This window comes from Bradyrhizobium forestalis, from assembly GCF_002795245.1.
Taxonomy (GTDB): Bacteria; Pseudomonadota; Alphaproteobacteria; order Rhizobiales; family Xanthobacteraceae; genus Bradyrhizobium; species Bradyrhizobium forestalis.
Map to the genome: position 1 here is coordinate 1 of NZ_PGVG01000047.1, position 12,976 is coordinate 12,976.

Genomic DNA, 12,976 nt, shown 5'->3' on the forward strand with positions numbered 1-12,976 from the left:
GGGTGACAGTCTCTCCACCGATACAGTGCCCGAGCGGGGTGGGGTGATCTCTCCGCTCGGGCACTGTATCGGTGGAGAGACTGTCACCCCACCCCGTCTCACATTTCGCTGCGCTTCATGTGAGCCGACCCTGCCCCTCCAGGGGAGGGTAAGCGGCAGCCTTGCCTAATTCACTCCCGCGCGCCGCGGATCAGCTTGCCCGGCCGCCTGCCCGTGGCCTCGCCATGCCGCCGCGTCACCACGCCCGATACGATGGTCGCCTCATAGCCGTCGACGTCCTGCAGCAGCCGCCGCCCGCCGACCGGCAGGTCGTAATGCACTTTCGGCGGATGCAGGTGCAGGCGGTCGTAGTCGATCACGTTGACGTCAGCTTTATAGCCCGGAGCAATAAGCCCGCGGTCGGTGAGGCCGACCGAGAGCGCGGTCTTGCGCGACTGCGCCGCGATCACGAACGGGATCGTGAGCTTCTCGCCGCGCTTGCGGTCGCGCGTCCAGTGCGTCAGCAGATAGGTCGGGAAGCTGGCATCGCAGATGATGCCGCAATGCGCGCCGCCGTCGGAGAGACCCGGCACCGATTGCGGGTCGAGCAGCATCTCACGCGTCGCATCGAGATTGCCGTCGGAATAGTTCAGGAACGGCACGTAGAGCATGCCGCGGCCCTCGTCCGACAGCATGGCGTCATAGGCCAGCTCCTCCGGCCGGCGGCCCTGCTTGCGCGCCTGCGGTCCCAGCGCATTCTCCGGCGGCTGCTCGTAGTCAGGGGGATCGCCGAGCAGGAACATCTTGTCATAGTTGGGCCGGAAGAACAGTGGATCGTCGGTCGCGGTCGCCGTCTCGCTCAGGATCGCCTTGCGCACCTCCGGCTGACGCAATCGCACCAGCCGTTCCTTCAGGGGCAGATGCGCGATCGCCTTGTAGCTCGGATGGGTCTGGAACGGATTGCGCGAGAGCTCGAGCCCCAGCAGCAGTCCGACCGGGCGCGCCGCGATCTGCGCGGTGATGGAGAGGCCGCGCCGCGCCGCCGCATTGATCTCGTCCAGCGTCTGGCGCCAGCGGTTCGGCGCCTTGTCGTTCTGCGTGATCGAGAACGAGATCGGGCATTTCGTCGAGTCTGCGACCCGCAGCATCATCGGCAGGTCTTCGTGGATGGTCGAGAGATCGAGCACGAATTGCAGCACGCTGCGCCCCTGCCGATGCATGGCGCCGGCAATCGCGGTGAGCTCGTCCTCGCCCGCTTTCAGCGTCGGCGTGAAATCGCCGGTGGAGGTGCGGTGGTTGAGCGTGCGCGAGGTCGAGAAGCCGAGCGCGCCCGAGCGCACCGCCTCGCCCGCGAGCTTCGCCATCGCCGCGTTGTCTTCCGCAGTGGAGGGATCGCGGCGCGCCCCACGCTCGCCCATGACATAGACGCGCAGCGCCGCATGCGGCAATTGCGCGCCGATGTCGATGTCGAAATCGCGCTTGCCGAGCCAGTCCATGTAATCCGGAAAGCTCTCCCACGCCCAGGGAATCCCTGCGCTCAGCACCGGCTCCGGAATATCCTCGACGCCTTCCATCAGCTGGATCAGGCGGATGTGGTCGTCAGGCTTGCATGGCGCAAAGCCGACGCCGCAATTGCCCATGATCGCGGTGGTGACGCCGTTCTGCGAGGACGGCGTGATGTCCTGGCTCCAGGTGACCTGGCCGTCGTAATGGGTGTGCACGTCGACGAAGCCCGGCGTCACCAGTTTTCCGCGCGCGTCGATTTCCTCGTGTCCCTTCGACGCAACCTTGCCGACCTCACTGATCTTCCCGCCGGCGATGGCAACATCCGCCTCGAACAGCTCGCCGCCGCTTCCGTCCGCAACGGTGCCGCCGCGAATCACGAGATCAGGGGTGCTCATGGTGTTTCTTCCCGGTTTGTGTTTGTTGTTTTGCTCGTCATCCCGGACAAGCGCAGCGAAGCGCGCGCAGATCCGGGATCCATAGCCACAGGGAGGTGTTTTGCGAAGACTCTTGGTGATCAGCCTTGCTCGCCACTCCTCCCTGTGGTTATGGGTCCCTGCGTTCGCAGGGACGACAGTTGAATTTGTAGCGATACCGACTGCTCAATTCGCAGAAGCGTCCCGTTTCCGTTCCGTGAACGGCGACAGCACCACCGTCGCCAGCATGAAGATCACGGACGCGCCGAACACCCACTGCGGCGCGCTTTGATCCATGATCCAGCCGAACAGCAGCGGTGAGACGATGCCGCCGAGATTGAAGCCGGTGGAGACGATGCCGAAGGCGCGGCCCGCAGCGCCGGCAGGCGCGGCGTTGCGCACCAGCATGTCGCGCGAGGGCGCGATCACGCCGGAGAGGAAGCCCGCGGTGGCCATCGTGGCCGTCAGCGCCCAGCCCGGCAGCGTCACCAGCGCGATCAGCAGCACGATTGCCGCATTCGCGGCAAAGCAGGCCGCCGCGACATAGCCGTGACGCGCGGTGTGGTCGGCGAGGAAGCCGCCGGCGAGCACGCCCGCGGCGCTAGCGGCGAGGAACGCGGTCAGCGCGACATTGGCAATCGAATAGGAGGTGCCGTAGCCGCTCATCAGCGCGACCACGCCGAAATTGTTGATGCCGGCGACCGACAGGCTGAGCAGCATGAACAGCGCGGTCAGCGTGATCAGCGCCGGCGTGATCACCGCCTGCTTCGGCGCGCTCTCGCCACCCGGCTTGGTCTTGTGCGCGCCCGCCTCTGGAATGCCCATGGCGATCAACAGCAACACAACCACGATCGCGATCGCGCCCGACGTGATCAGCGCGCCGACGCCGCCCCACACCGTGACCAGCGCGGCCACGATCGCCGGCGTTACCGCGCCGCCGAGATAGCCGGCGAAGGTGTGCACCGAGAAGGCACGGCCCATCCGCGCCTCGTCCATGTGCTCGGCGAGGATGGCGTAATCGGCGGGATGATAGACGCTGTTGGCGAGGCCGAGCAGCACGGCGCAGGCGATCAGCGAGACGTAGCTGAGATGCAGGCCGAGCAGGATCAGCGCGCAGCCGCCGAGCGTCAGCCCGATCAGCAGGATTTTGCGCGCGCCAAAATGGTCGACGAGATAGCCGGTCGGCGCCTGCGTCAGGCCCGAGACGACGGCGAGCGTGGTCAGCGCGAAGCCGAGCTCGACATAGCCGACGCCGAGCTTTTCCTTCAGGAACGGGAACAGCATCGGCAGGACCAGCAGATGGAAATGGCTGACCCAATGCGCGATCGAGATTCCCGTCAGCGTGCGCAGCGCACTGTCCGCCTTGCCTTGCTGCGGTGCGGCGAGAACGTCGACCATTGCAGTTCCGTTTCACTCCCGATGGAGGCGCAAACTATCGGGGCGAGTGGTTATTTGTCCATGAACGCGGGCGCATGGCAGCTAGTGCGGGCGGGGTCTATCCGTCGTCCTGCGTTTCGCAGGGACGACAGCGGAGAGTGTGGCGCTAGCGTCCGATCAAACCGGGAATCGTCCCCTCACAACGGTTCGTCATCCGGGCCATATCGATCACGCTTCGGCGTCGCGATGTCGCCGTCTTCGTAATCGTCGTCGTCGATCTCGCGCCGGCGCGAGGGCTTCTTTGCCTTGTCTTGCGCCTGCTTCGGCGGTTCGCTCGGCTTTGTGGTGGTATTCCCGGTCTTGGCCATGGCTGGTCCCGGATGGTGATGCTGCATCCGAATGAATCTATTCGCCCAATATGTGCGGTTCCTGACCCAACTCAAGGCCTGAGGCGAGGCCGTCAGTGCACCACCGGCCCGCCCGCCTTCTTCCAGGCATCGATGCCGCCGGCGATATGAGCGGTGTTGAGAAGCCCCGCGTCCTTCGCAGCCGCCACCGCCATCGCCGAGCGTTCGCCGAAGGCGCAGAAGAACACCACGCGGCGCCCCGTCGCGGCCGCGACCTCGCGCAGCATGCCGCCGGGCTTCAGGCTCTCCTCGACCGATGGATAGGGCGTGTGCAGCGCGCCTTCGAGCATGCCGTGCTTCAGCCGCTCGTTGGTCTCACGCAGGTCGACCAGCAGGATGTCGGGCCGGCCGAGGATGCGGATCGCCTCGATTGCGCTGAGCGCACGCCCCTCCTTCTCGAGCTCCTCCTGATGCAGGCCGACATGCATGTTGGCGGGCACCGCCACGTCCATCATCTTCGGATTGGGCAGCTTCAGGTTCGCCATCAGCTCGATATATTCGTCGACCGAGCGCACCTGGAGCCGCGGATTGTAGCGCTTCTCCTCGCCGATGGTGGAGACGGTGTCGCCCTTGTAGTCATGCGCCGGGAACACCATCGTCTCGTCCGGCAGCTTGAGCAGGCGGTTGAAGATCGAATCGTATTGCGCGCGCGCCGAGCCGTTCTGGAAGTCGGTGCGGCCGGTACCGCGGATCAGAAGCGTGTCGCCGGTGAAGACGCGGTCGCCCATCAGATAGGAATAGGAATCGTCGGTGTGGCCCGGCGTGTACATCACGTCGAGCGACAAGCCCTCGATCGTCACCTTGTCGCCGTCGGCGACCCGCATCGCCACCACGTCGGCCTTGGTCTGGTCGCCCATCACGGTCATGCAATGGGTGCGGTCGCGCAGCTCGCCGAGGCCGGTGACGTGGTCGGCATGCAGATGGGTGTCGACCGCCTTGACCAGCTTGAGGTCGAGCTCGCGCAGCAATTGGCAGTAGCGGTCGACTTTCTCCAACACGGGATCCAGGATCAACGCCTCGCCGCCGGGGCGGCTGGCGAGGACGTAGCTGTAGGTGCCCGAAACGCTGTCGAAGAGCTGGCGGAAGATCATGGCAGGACCCGGCTTGGAACTGACTTCGAGGATTCTACTACGACGCGGGTCAGAAAGAGAAGTAATTCACTGCAGGGGAGAGAAAATTTAGAAGATTTTTATTCTGTGGGATGAAGGTCTCGGGCAACCACATATTCGCTGTCATCGCCCGCGAAGGCGGGCAATCCAGTATTCCAGAGGCCGTAGTGGGATACGGAGGGGCCGCGGCGTACTGGATTCCCCGCCTTCGCGGGGAATGACACCGAGGGTGTTTTGGCACCATGCCAGACCGCGAAGCCCTACGGCCGCACCACCGTGTACCCGTTCTCTGCCAGGAACAGGATCTGCCCGACCCCGACCTGCACCGGTGTTGCTCCGGGAATGAAGTCCGGCCGCTTGCCGGTCTCCCGTTCGATCGTGTCGACGGTGTTGAGGCAGATGTCGAAGCGCACGCCCTGTGCGATCAGGCTCTCGACCTGCTTGCGGCGCTCGCTGCCGGCAAGAAGCAGGTCGATGCCGGGACCGAACACCACCACCTCGATCGCGATCTTGTCGGGATCGTAGGCCTTCAGCAGATTGTTGGCGACGCTCAGCACCAGCGCCTGCTTCTTCGCGTCGCCGTCGGAGAGCTGCAGCACCACCTTGTGCTCGGCGAACGGCTTGTCCTGCAGCGGCACCTGCTGCGCAAGAGCGGGCGGGGCCGCGGCCCAGGCGAGCACCGCCAGCATCATCGCGGATAAGACAAGCAGCCGCATCATCCCTGCCCGGCAATGCCTGGATTGCCGTCGACGCCTTTCAGCGTCACGCCGGAGCCGAGCCGCTCCTGCAACATCCGGCCCGAGCGCAGATATTTGCCGACGACGTCCCACACCGGCGTGCCTCGCTGGTCATTGACCGAAGCCCAGCCCGCGACCTTGTAGCGGTGGCTGGCGTTGAGCGACTTGCCGTTGCTGAGCCTCAGCTCGGAAATGCGATCGCCGATCGCAGCGTCCGGCGTGCAGGTGTAGCTGAGCCCACCGGCGCGCACCATGTCGCCGCCCTGCTGGTAATAGGGATCGGCGTTGAAGAGATTGTCGCAGACGTCTTCCAGCACGTCCTTGATCTGGGCCCCCGTCATCTCCTGCACATAGGTCTCGGGATAGGTGATCGCGGTCTCCGCCAGCACATCCTCCATGGTCAGCGCCTGGCCGGACAGCGCGGTGACGCCCCAGCGGAAGCCCGGCGACAACGCGATCTCGGCATCGAGCTCGGTGCGGAGCGCGGTGCAGATCAGTTCGTCCATGGGCCCGGAGAAATTGCCGCGCCGATAGAGCAGGCGATCGGGCGTTGCGATCTTCGCCGACCAGTCGGTCACATGCGGCGCGCGCAGCCGGCCGATCAGCTCGGCCATGGCAGGATCGGGCTTCAGCAGCTCGGAATAAACCGGCAGCAGATGGTAGTGGATGTCGCTGACCTTGCCCTTGTCGATCGCGAGATCGAGCACGGCCAAAAATTTCCCGTTGGACCCGGCATTGGTGACGAGCGTGGTGCCAGCCGCATTCTTCACGGCAATCGGCTGCGGCACGGCATCATGGGTATGGCCGCCGAGAATGACGTCGATGCCGGTGACGCGGCTTGCGAGCTTGAGGTCGACATCCATGCCGTTGTGCGACAGCAGGATGACGGCATCGACCTTGTCGGTGCCGCGCAAGGCATCGACGTGCTTCTGCAATTCCTCCTCGCGGATGCCGAAAGTCCAATCCGGCGTGAACCTTTTGGGATGCGCGATCGGCACGTATGGGAAGGCCTGGCCGATGATCGCGACCCGATGGCTGCCGATCTCCTTGACAACGGAAGGCTTGAACACACGTCCCGTGGCCTTGTCGAAGGCGGGGGCGTCGTTGAATGCGGCTTCCTCGGTCAGGAAGACGTTCTGTGCCAGGAACTCGCCCTTGAAGCGCTCGAGATTGTCGCGCAGCGCCTGCTCGCCATAGGTGAATTCCCAATGCCCGGTCATCGCCTCGATGCCGAGCAGATTGGCGACCTCGACCATGTCGCGGCCCTGCATGACGTTGGCTAGCCCCGTGCCCTGCCAGAGATCGCCGCCGTCGACGAGCAGCGACCGCCTCTCGCCGACATCGGCGCGCAAGCGATCGACCAGCGTCTTCAGATGGGCGAAGCCGCCGAGCTTGCCGAAGCGGCCTGCGGACTTCTCGAACTCGAAGCAGGTGAAGGCATAGGCATCCGCGCTGTCGGGCCGGATGCCGAACCGCTCCAGGAAGGCGCGGCCGACCAGATGCGGCGGCCGTCCCGCCATCTCGCCGATGCCGATATTGACGCTGGGCTCGCGGAAATAGACCGGGTTGAGCTGCGCATGCGTGTCGGTGGTGTGCAGGATCCGCGCATTGCCGAACCGCTCGAGGTCATAGATGCTGGCGGTCTCGGCGCTGCGCGCGAGCCGGGGCAGGCTGAGCGAGGTGGCGACAGCGGCTGTACTCTTCAGGAAATCGCGGCGGCGGATTGCCATCCCAGATTCTCCGCGCCTATGCTCGGCTACGACAGTTCAACGCGCTCAAGTCTAGCGGATTTCCATGGCCTTCCAGGCTTCTTTTTCGGACGTCGCCTGGACGATCGACGCCCTCGCCAGCGCCTCGGCTTCCTTGGAAGCGGCAACCGCCCGGTCGAAATCGCCGCCATCGGCCGCCTTCTTGGCGGCGGCGAGCGTCGATACGGTCACGGTCCACTGGTTGCGCATGCCGGCTGCCTCCTTGGAGGCGGCCTCGGCGGCAGCATAGGCCGCCTTGTAGTCCGCCTCATTGGCCGCGCGCGCGGATGGCGCGAGGCTCACGGCGAGCAGCATGGCCAAGGCAAGTGACCGCTTCATGGCCGTGCTCCCGGGCCTGAGATCGGCAGTCCGTTGGCGACGTAGGACAGGAAATATTCGACGTCGCGATATTCATCCGACTGCGGCTCCAGCGGAACCGCGCGGGTCTGGCTGTTGCAGGTGACGAAGCGGCGGCTGGTGGTGCCCATGCCGCTCCATTCGGAGCGGTAGATCGGCATCGCGTTGAGGATGCCGAGCGCCGGTGCCAGGGTCTCGGCGCGGATGCGCTCACCCGGGCTCTGCACATGGCAGCTCGCGCAGGAGAAGTTCATCTGGCCGCGGCGGGTGTAGAAATAGCGCTTGCCGTTCTCGAACGCCGCCAGCGCGCGGGGATCATCGGGGATCTTGATGTCCATCGGCTTGCCGCGCGAGGTGAAGGCCATGTAGGCAGTGAGCGAGGCCATCTCGTCCTTGACGTAGGAGTAGGGCGCCTCGCCATTGGCCTCGCGGCAGCGGTTGAGCGCGAGCTCGAGGGTGACGACCTTGCCTTCCTTGGTGTCGAAGTACGGATAGTTCTGACGGATGCCGATGCCGCCGTTCGGGAAGCAGTCGGCGTAGGTCTTGCCGTTCTTGAACGGGGTCGAGAACATCTCCTTGCCGGCATCGAGTGCGAACTCGTAAGGCGGGAATTCTTCCTTCTCCTGCCACTGCCGCTTCATGTCCTCGTTCATGGAATAAGGACCATTGACGAAGTCCTCGTGCGTCACGTTCGGAAACTTCTGGAAGAAGAAGTTCTGGAACGCTTTTGCGTCGGCAACAGGATCGACCTTGTCGGCCGCGATCACGCGCGGAGAGGTCAGGGCGAACGCGACGAGTGCGGCGCTGAGCGAGCCAAGCAGGAGGGCGGAGCGGGCCTTCATCACGCGATCTTCGCGGTGGTCGCGTCCGACGCACCCTTGTTGTCGGTCCAGGAGATCTTGAGCTCGTCGCCCTTCTTGGCGCCCTTGAAGCTGAACTTGACGTAGGGATCCTTGGAAACCGCGGTGCCCCAATCGGCGACGAAGACGTCCTTGCCGTTACATTCGAACTTCAGCTGCTGGATGAAATGCGCGGGGATCACTTCGCCCTTGGAATCCTTGACCAGGCCGGTATCCATGGGGTGCTGGATCAGCGCCTGCACCTCGGTGATGTCGCCGTTGGCGGTGGCGCGTACGCGAATGCTTGATGCCATGTCGAACTGCCTCGCTTAACCGCCGCAACCGCCGACGGTGACCTTGACCTCTTTGGTCGCGCTGTAGAGCTTGCCGTCGGCTTCCACGATCGCGGTCAATTTGGTGGTCTTGGCCATCTTCAGCCGGTTGGCGACGGCAGGGATCGTGCCATCGGGGATCTTGTAACTTGCCGCGAGCGCGAACGGGTTCTCGGCCACGAAGAAAGAGATCGAGCTGACCTTGTCGAGCGTCGTGGTCACCGAGATCGGCACCACGCCGCCGTTCTCGGCGATCTCGGGCGCATCCAGCTTGACCTTGTCCGACGGTTCGGCGGTCTTGCCGTAGAGCGCCTTGATCGCGTCCGCCTCGCCCTTCTGCCTGAAGGCCTCTTCCGGATATTTGTCGTTCGCCGCAGCGCGCGCGGGCGCGGCGAACGCCAGATTGCCGAGGCCGAGCAGCGCGACGGAGGCTGCGCCCTGAAGAATCAGGCGCCGCGTCGGATGAGCGCCGGTGGTCGTGGTCATCTCAAGTCTCCTGGGCCGCCGGCCGTTACAGGGTCTGCAGGAAATCAACGATCGCGTTGATCTCCTGTTCGGTCAAAATCCGGTTTCGGCCAAACGGCGGCATCATGGTCTGCGGATTGCGCTTGGTCTCGTCGAAGATGATCGCGACCAGCTCGTTGCGATCGGGGTATTTGGCCTTGAGGTCCTTCAGTTCCGGCCCGATCGTTCCGGGCAGGTCGCCGCCTTTGATGACGTGGCAGGTCAGGCAATTGCCCTTGCCGCGGTCGAAGGCGAGTTTCTGGCCCTCTGCCACGGTGGACTGCGCCCCCGCCGGGGCCATGGCCGTGCCGGCGAGGAGGGCCAGCGCAACAAGCAGGGCCGGCTTGCAAGGAAAGGCGGTCAAGGCATCGTCCCGGGCGTTATGTCGATGATCTCATTTGCGGAATTGTTCAAAAGCACAAAGGGCATCGCCTGACAATCAAGACTATGCACGCGGCAAAATGGGGTTAATATCCTTCGTATTGCAACCGGGGAGATAGTTCGTTCATCAGATCGTCTGGAACTAGCAAATTATTCTCAGGCGTTTGGCCGTTATGGCCGTGTTTTCTGTTTCACATTTTTGGGGACGTCACTTGGCTGAATATGTCGTCGAATTTGGCAGGGACGGCGGACGGGTCGAGCCGGATGGCCGGCTCGATGCGCCGGCTTTCCATCGCAATCACGAACCGATTTGGGCGGCGCTGGAAAAGCATCTCACTGGGCTAACCGGCGACGTGGTGGAACTCGGCAGTGGAACCGGCCAGCACGTGGTTCATTTCGCCCGCCACACGCCTGGCCTGATCTGGTGGCCGAGCGACCTCAACCAGCGCCACCTCAAGAGCATCGAAGCCTGGCGCGTGCATGCGAGCCTGCCGAACATCCGCAGCCCCCTGCGGATCGACCTCACCGATCCCGACTGGTGTCCGGAGATGAAAAGCGGGCAGGGCCCGACCAGCCTTGCGGCCGTGTTCTGTGCCAACGTCATTCACATCGCGCCCTGGGCCGTGGCCGAAGGCCTGTTCGCCGGCGCCGGCCGCTATTTGCGCGCCGACGGCAAGCTGTTCCTCTACGGCCCCTTCAAGCGCGACGGCAAGCATACTGCACTCAGCAATGCGGTGTTCGACACCTCCTTGCGCGAGGGCAATCCCGAATGGGGCGTGCGCGACGTCGTTGATGTCGAGAAGCTGGCGAAGGCGGTAGGCCTCGGCCTCGTCGATGCGATCGAGATGCCCGCAAACAATCTGACGCTGGTGTTTTCGCGCTGAGGCGCGACGGCATTGCTCGTGTAAGTCCAGATGTACGCGGCGCAGGCGGTGCGCTCCCTCCCCCCTTGCGGGGGAGGGCGGGGGAGAGGGGTAGCCCAGCAAACGGTCTATCCATCCCCGATCATGGCACGCGCGCAAATCGAGAGAGTCCCCGTGTGGCACCCCTCTCCATGCCCCTCCCCCGCAAGGGGGGAGGGAATGAGAGAGTGGTGGCCGCCTTACGTCGCGATGCGGTGAAAGCTCGAAGCGACAGCGCTGCTATGCCTCATCCCGCCACCCGATCCTCTCCTTCAGAAACCGAAAACCCAGCACCTCGAAGCCGGCGCGCTCCTTGTTGTCCTTGCCGTAGCCGTGACCGCCGGCGGCGGGCTCGTAGAACCAGGCTTCAAAGCCCATTGCCTGGAGCTTGGCCGCCATCTTGCGGGCATGGCCGGGATGAACGCGGTCGTCGCGCCGTGTGGTGGCGATCAGGATCGGCGGATAGGCTTGGCCGGCCTTCACGTTGTGATAGGCCGAATAGGTCTTCAGCCACTCCCATTCCTCCGCCTTGTCGGGGTCGCCATATTCCGCGATCCAGCTCGCGCCCGCGAGCAGCTTTGTGTAGCGGCGCATGTCGATCAGCGGGATGGTGCAGAACAGCGCGCCGAAGCGTTCGGGATAGCGCACCAGCATGTTGGTGATGAGGATGCCGCCGTTCGATCCGCCCTGCGCGGCGATGCGCTTCGCACTCGTCACGCCGCGGCGGACGAGATCGGCCGCGACCGCGGCGAAATCGTCGTGTGAGAGCTTCTTGCCGGCAAGCCGTCCGGCATCGTGCCAGCGCGTGCCGAACTCGCCGCCGCCGCGCAAATTCGCCTGCACGGTCGTGCCGCCGCGCTCCAGCCATAGCTTGCCGAGCGAGGCGTTGTAGTACGGCTTCACCGAGACTCCGAAGCCGCCATAGGCGCTCATATAGACCGGCGCATCGCCGGTCTCGCTCGCGGGACCGGTCTGCACATAGGGAATGCGCTCGCCGTCGACGGAGATCGCCTCGTGCTGGGTCACCACGAGCCCATCCGCGGTGAACGTCCTCGGCGCCTGCTTCAACACGGCCGGGCTGGCGATGCCGCGTTCGATCAGCAGCAGCGAGGGCGGTGTAAGCGGATCCTGCACATTGGCGAGCAGGTCGCCATTGCTCTCGGAGGGATGGCGATCGAGCGTCCAGACATCGACGACGCCGATTCGCGGCAGGCCGGGAAGCATCTCACGGCTCCAGCCCGCAGCGGATGGTGTGCAGATCTCGAATCTCGGCTTGAGCTCGTCGAGGATCGACAGCACCAGCTTGCCGGCGGCCCAGAACAACCCCTGCAGCGCGCGCCGCGGTGCGGGCTCGAACAGGATCGCAAAATCGCGGCTGCCGGCAAGGAACGCCGAGAGCGACATGCCGAGCACGGTGTCGGTGGCATAGGTGCGACCCTCGACCGTCCAGTCCTTGCGCAGCTTCATCGCGAACCAGTCGCCATGCGCCTGCATCCAGATCCCGGTCGGCAGATCGAGCTTCGTCGTGCGACCGGCCGCATCGCGCAGCCAGATGCCATGGTTGAAGAAGTCGATCTGATCGACGATCCACACCCGCGGCGCCTCACCTGTGTCGTCGGCCATGCCGGAGATCGCCATGTGATCGGCGCTGGTCTCGATGATCACTTGCGCCTGATCGACAGGCTGGCCTCGCCGCCACAGGCGAACGGTCCGCGCATATCCCGAGCTCGTCGCCATGCCTTCGCCATAGGCGCTCGACAGCAGCAGCGTGTCGGCATCGAGCCAGTCGACGCCGCCTTTCGCTTCTGGCAGCGCAAATCCGTTTGCCACGAAACTCTTCGTGGCGAGGTCGAATTCCCGCAAGGTGACGGCGTCGCTGCCGCCGCGCGACAGGCCCAGAATCGCGCGCGAGCTGCCGGGCATGGTGGCGATCGAGCTCAGCAGCCAGTCCTCGCCTTCGCTTCTCGCGAGCTGGTCGATGTCCAGCATGGTCTCCCAGGCCGGATCGGCTTTGCGAAATTCCGCCAGCGAAGTCCGCCGCCATAGGCCGCGCGGGTTGATGGCATCCTTCCAGAGATTGTGCAGGTCGTTGCCGCGCCGGCTGACATAGGGAATGTTGTCCGGCCGGTCGTAGATCGCCGCGAGGATGTCGCGATCGTGCTCGAAGGCTTTGCCGCCGAATGCGGCGAGCGTCAGTTGATTCTGCCGCTCGACGAAATCGAGCGCCTGCGTGCCCTCGATCTCCTCCAGCCACAGCCAGGGATCGTCGTCGGGAGCACTGAGCGTGGGCCTGTCGTCGACGGTCATGAACGAAACTCCCGGAAAAATCGCGGCGGATAGGATTTGATCGAGCGCAAGCCGTCAAGGGGCCGCTCCGCTATCATC

Annotated in this window: 13 protein-coding genes; 1 reads left to right on the forward strand and 12 read right to left on the reverse strand. The window is 64.6% G+C overall.

Translation table 11 applies throughout. The features are described 5' to 3' along the window. Positions 1 to 170 precede the first annotated feature (170 nt). The 11 genes from CVM73_RS33665 to soxX all read right to left on the reverse strand — a co-directional run bounded on the left by CVM73_RS33665 (position 171) and on the right by soxX (position 9,609). On the reverse strand, positions 171 to 1,880 hold the full coding sequence (locus tag CVM73_RS33665; protein ID WP_100236073.1) for an N-acyl-D-amino-acid deacylase family protein: 1,710 nt from the start codon (positions 1,878 to 1,880) through the stop codon (positions 171 to 173). 204 nt (positions 1,881 to 2,084) lie between these two features. Beyond that, positions 2,085 to 3,296 carry an MFS transporter gene (locus CVM73_RS33670; protein WP_100236074.1) on the reverse strand — a complete coding sequence of 404 codons (1,212 nt, stop codon included), beginning with the start codon at positions 3,294 to 3,296 and terminating at the stop codon, positions 2,085 to 2,087. A gap of 176 nt (positions 3,297 to 3,472) precedes the next feature. Further along, positions 3,473 to 3,643 carry a hypothetical protein gene (locus CVM73_RS33675; RefSeq protein WP_167407212.1) on the reverse strand — a complete coding sequence of 57 codons (171 nt, stop codon included), beginning with the start codon at positions 3,641 to 3,643 and terminating at the stop codon, positions 3,473 to 3,475. A gap of 92 nt (positions 3,644 to 3,735) precedes the next feature. Then, positions 3,736 to 4,773, reverse strand: coding sequence for an MBL fold metallo-hydrolase (locus tag CVM73_RS33680; protein ID WP_100236076.1), 1,038 nt, complete (start codon positions 4,771 to 4,773; stop codon positions 3,736 to 3,738). Positions 4,774 to 5,051: 278 nt separating this feature from the next. Further along, positions 5,052 to 5,510, reverse strand: coding sequence for a DsrE family protein (locus CVM73_RS33685; RefSeq protein ID WP_100236077.1), 459 nt, complete (start codon positions 5,508 to 5,510; stop codon positions 5,052 to 5,054). After that, the gene (gene soxB, locus CVM73_RS33690) at positions 5,507 to 7,258 is read right to left on the reverse strand and encodes a thiosulfohydrolase SoxB (protein WP_100236078.1); all 1,752 of its coding nucleotides are present in this window, start codon (positions 7,256 to 7,258) and stop codon (positions 5,507 to 5,509) included. The genes CVM73_RS33685 and soxB overlap by 4 nt, the downstream gene beginning before the upstream one ends. Positions 7,259 to 7,309: 51 nt before the next feature. Further along, on the reverse strand, positions 7,310 to 7,615 hold the full coding sequence (locus CVM73_RS33695; protein WP_100236079.1) for a hypothetical protein: 306 nt from the start codon (positions 7,613 to 7,615) through the stop codon (positions 7,310 to 7,312). Continuing rightward, positions 7,612 to 8,475, reverse strand: a complete 864-nt coding sequence (gene soxA, locus CVM73_RS33700; RefSeq protein WP_167407213.1) for a sulfur oxidation c-type cytochrome SoxA — start codon at positions 8,473 to 8,475, stop codon at positions 7,612 to 7,614. The genes CVM73_RS33695 and soxA overlap by 4 nt, the downstream gene beginning before the upstream one ends. After that, the gene (soxZ, locus tag CVM73_RS33705; protein WP_100236081.1) at positions 8,475 to 8,786 is read right to left on the reverse strand and encodes a thiosulfate oxidation carrier complex protein SoxZ; all 312 of its coding nucleotides are present in this window, start codon (positions 8,784 to 8,786) and stop codon (positions 8,475 to 8,477) included. Before soxZ ends, soxA begins: the two co-directional genes overlap by 1 nt. Positions 8,787 to 8,801: 15 nt before the next feature. Then, on the reverse strand, positions 8,802 to 9,290 hold the full coding sequence (soxY, locus tag CVM73_RS33710) for a thiosulfate oxidation carrier protein SoxY (RefSeq protein ID WP_100236082.1): 489 nt from the start codon (positions 9,288 to 9,290) through the stop codon (positions 8,802 to 8,804). Positions 9,291 to 9,315: 25 nt separating this feature from the next. Then, the gene (soxX, locus tag CVM73_RS33715) at positions 9,316 to 9,609 is read right to left on the reverse strand and encodes a sulfur oxidation c-type cytochrome SoxX (protein WP_245452507.1); all 294 of its coding nucleotides are present in this window, start codon (positions 9,607 to 9,609) and stop codon (positions 9,316 to 9,318) included. Positions 9,610 to 9,901: 292 nt separating this feature from the next. Between soxX and CVM73_RS33720 the strand changes: the two genes are divergently transcribed. Then, on the forward strand, positions 9,902 to 10,573 hold the full coding sequence (locus CVM73_RS33720; RefSeq protein ID WP_100236084.1) for a DUF938 domain-containing protein: 672 nt from the start codon (positions 9,902 to 9,904) through the stop codon (positions 10,571 to 10,573). 258 nt (positions 10,574 to 10,831) lie between these two features. On the opposite strand, the gene CVM73_RS33725 is transcribed toward CVM73_RS33720, so the two are convergent. Further along, positions 10,832 to 12,898: a prolyl oligopeptidase family serine peptidase gene (locus CVM73_RS33725; RefSeq protein WP_100236085.1), complete on the reverse strand. Its 2,067-nt coding sequence runs from the start codon at positions 12,896 to 12,898 to the stop codon at positions 10,832 to 10,834. Between the last annotated feature and the right edge of the window lie 78 nt (positions 12,899 to 12,976).

Coding starts and splice junctions, on each gene's coding strand:
- CVM73_RS33725 (WP_100236085.1), bottom strand. CDS start 12,898: ATGACCGTCGACGACAGGCCCACGCTCAGTGCTCCCGACGACGATCCC.
- CVM73_RS33685 (WP_100236077.1), bottom strand. CDS start 5,510: ATGATGCGGCTGCTTGTCTTATCCGCGATGATGCTGGCGGTGCTCGCC.
- soxX (WP_245452507.1), bottom strand. CDS start 9,609: ATGGCCCCGGCGGGGGCGCAGTCCACCGTGGCAGAGGGCCAGAAACTC.
- soxY (WP_100236082.1), bottom strand. CDS start 9,290: ATGACCACGACCACCGGCGCTCATCCGACGCGGCGCCTGATTCTTCAG.
- CVM73_RS33670 (WP_100236074.1), bottom strand. CDS start 3,296: ATGGTCGACGTTCTCGCCGCACCGCAGCAAGGCAAGGCGGACAGTGCG.
- soxZ (WP_100236081.1), bottom strand. CDS start 8,786: ATGGCATCAAGCATTCGCGTACGCGCCACCGCCAACGGCGACATCACC.
- CVM73_RS33675 (WP_167407212.1), bottom strand. CDS start 3,643: ATGGCCAAGACCGGGAATACCACCACAAAGCCGAGCGAACCGCCGAAG.
- CVM73_RS33695 (WP_100236079.1), bottom strand. CDS start 7,615: ATGAAGCGGTCACTTGCCTTGGCCATGCTGCTCGCCGTGAGCCTCGCG.
- soxA (WP_167407213.1), bottom strand. CDS start 8,475: ATGAAGGCCCGCTCCGCCCTCCTGCTTGGCTCGCTCAGCGCCGCACTC.
- CVM73_RS33665 (WP_100236073.1), bottom strand. CDS start 1,880: ATGAGCACCCCTGATCTCGTGATTCGCGGCGGCACCGTTGCGGACGGA.
- soxB (WP_100236078.1), bottom strand. CDS start 7,258: ATGGCAATCCGCCGCCGCGATTTCCTGAAGAGTACAGCCGCTGTCGCC.
- CVM73_RS33680 (WP_100236076.1), bottom strand. CDS start 4,773: ATGATCTTCCGCCAGCTCTTCGACAGCGTTTCGGGCACCTACAGCTAC.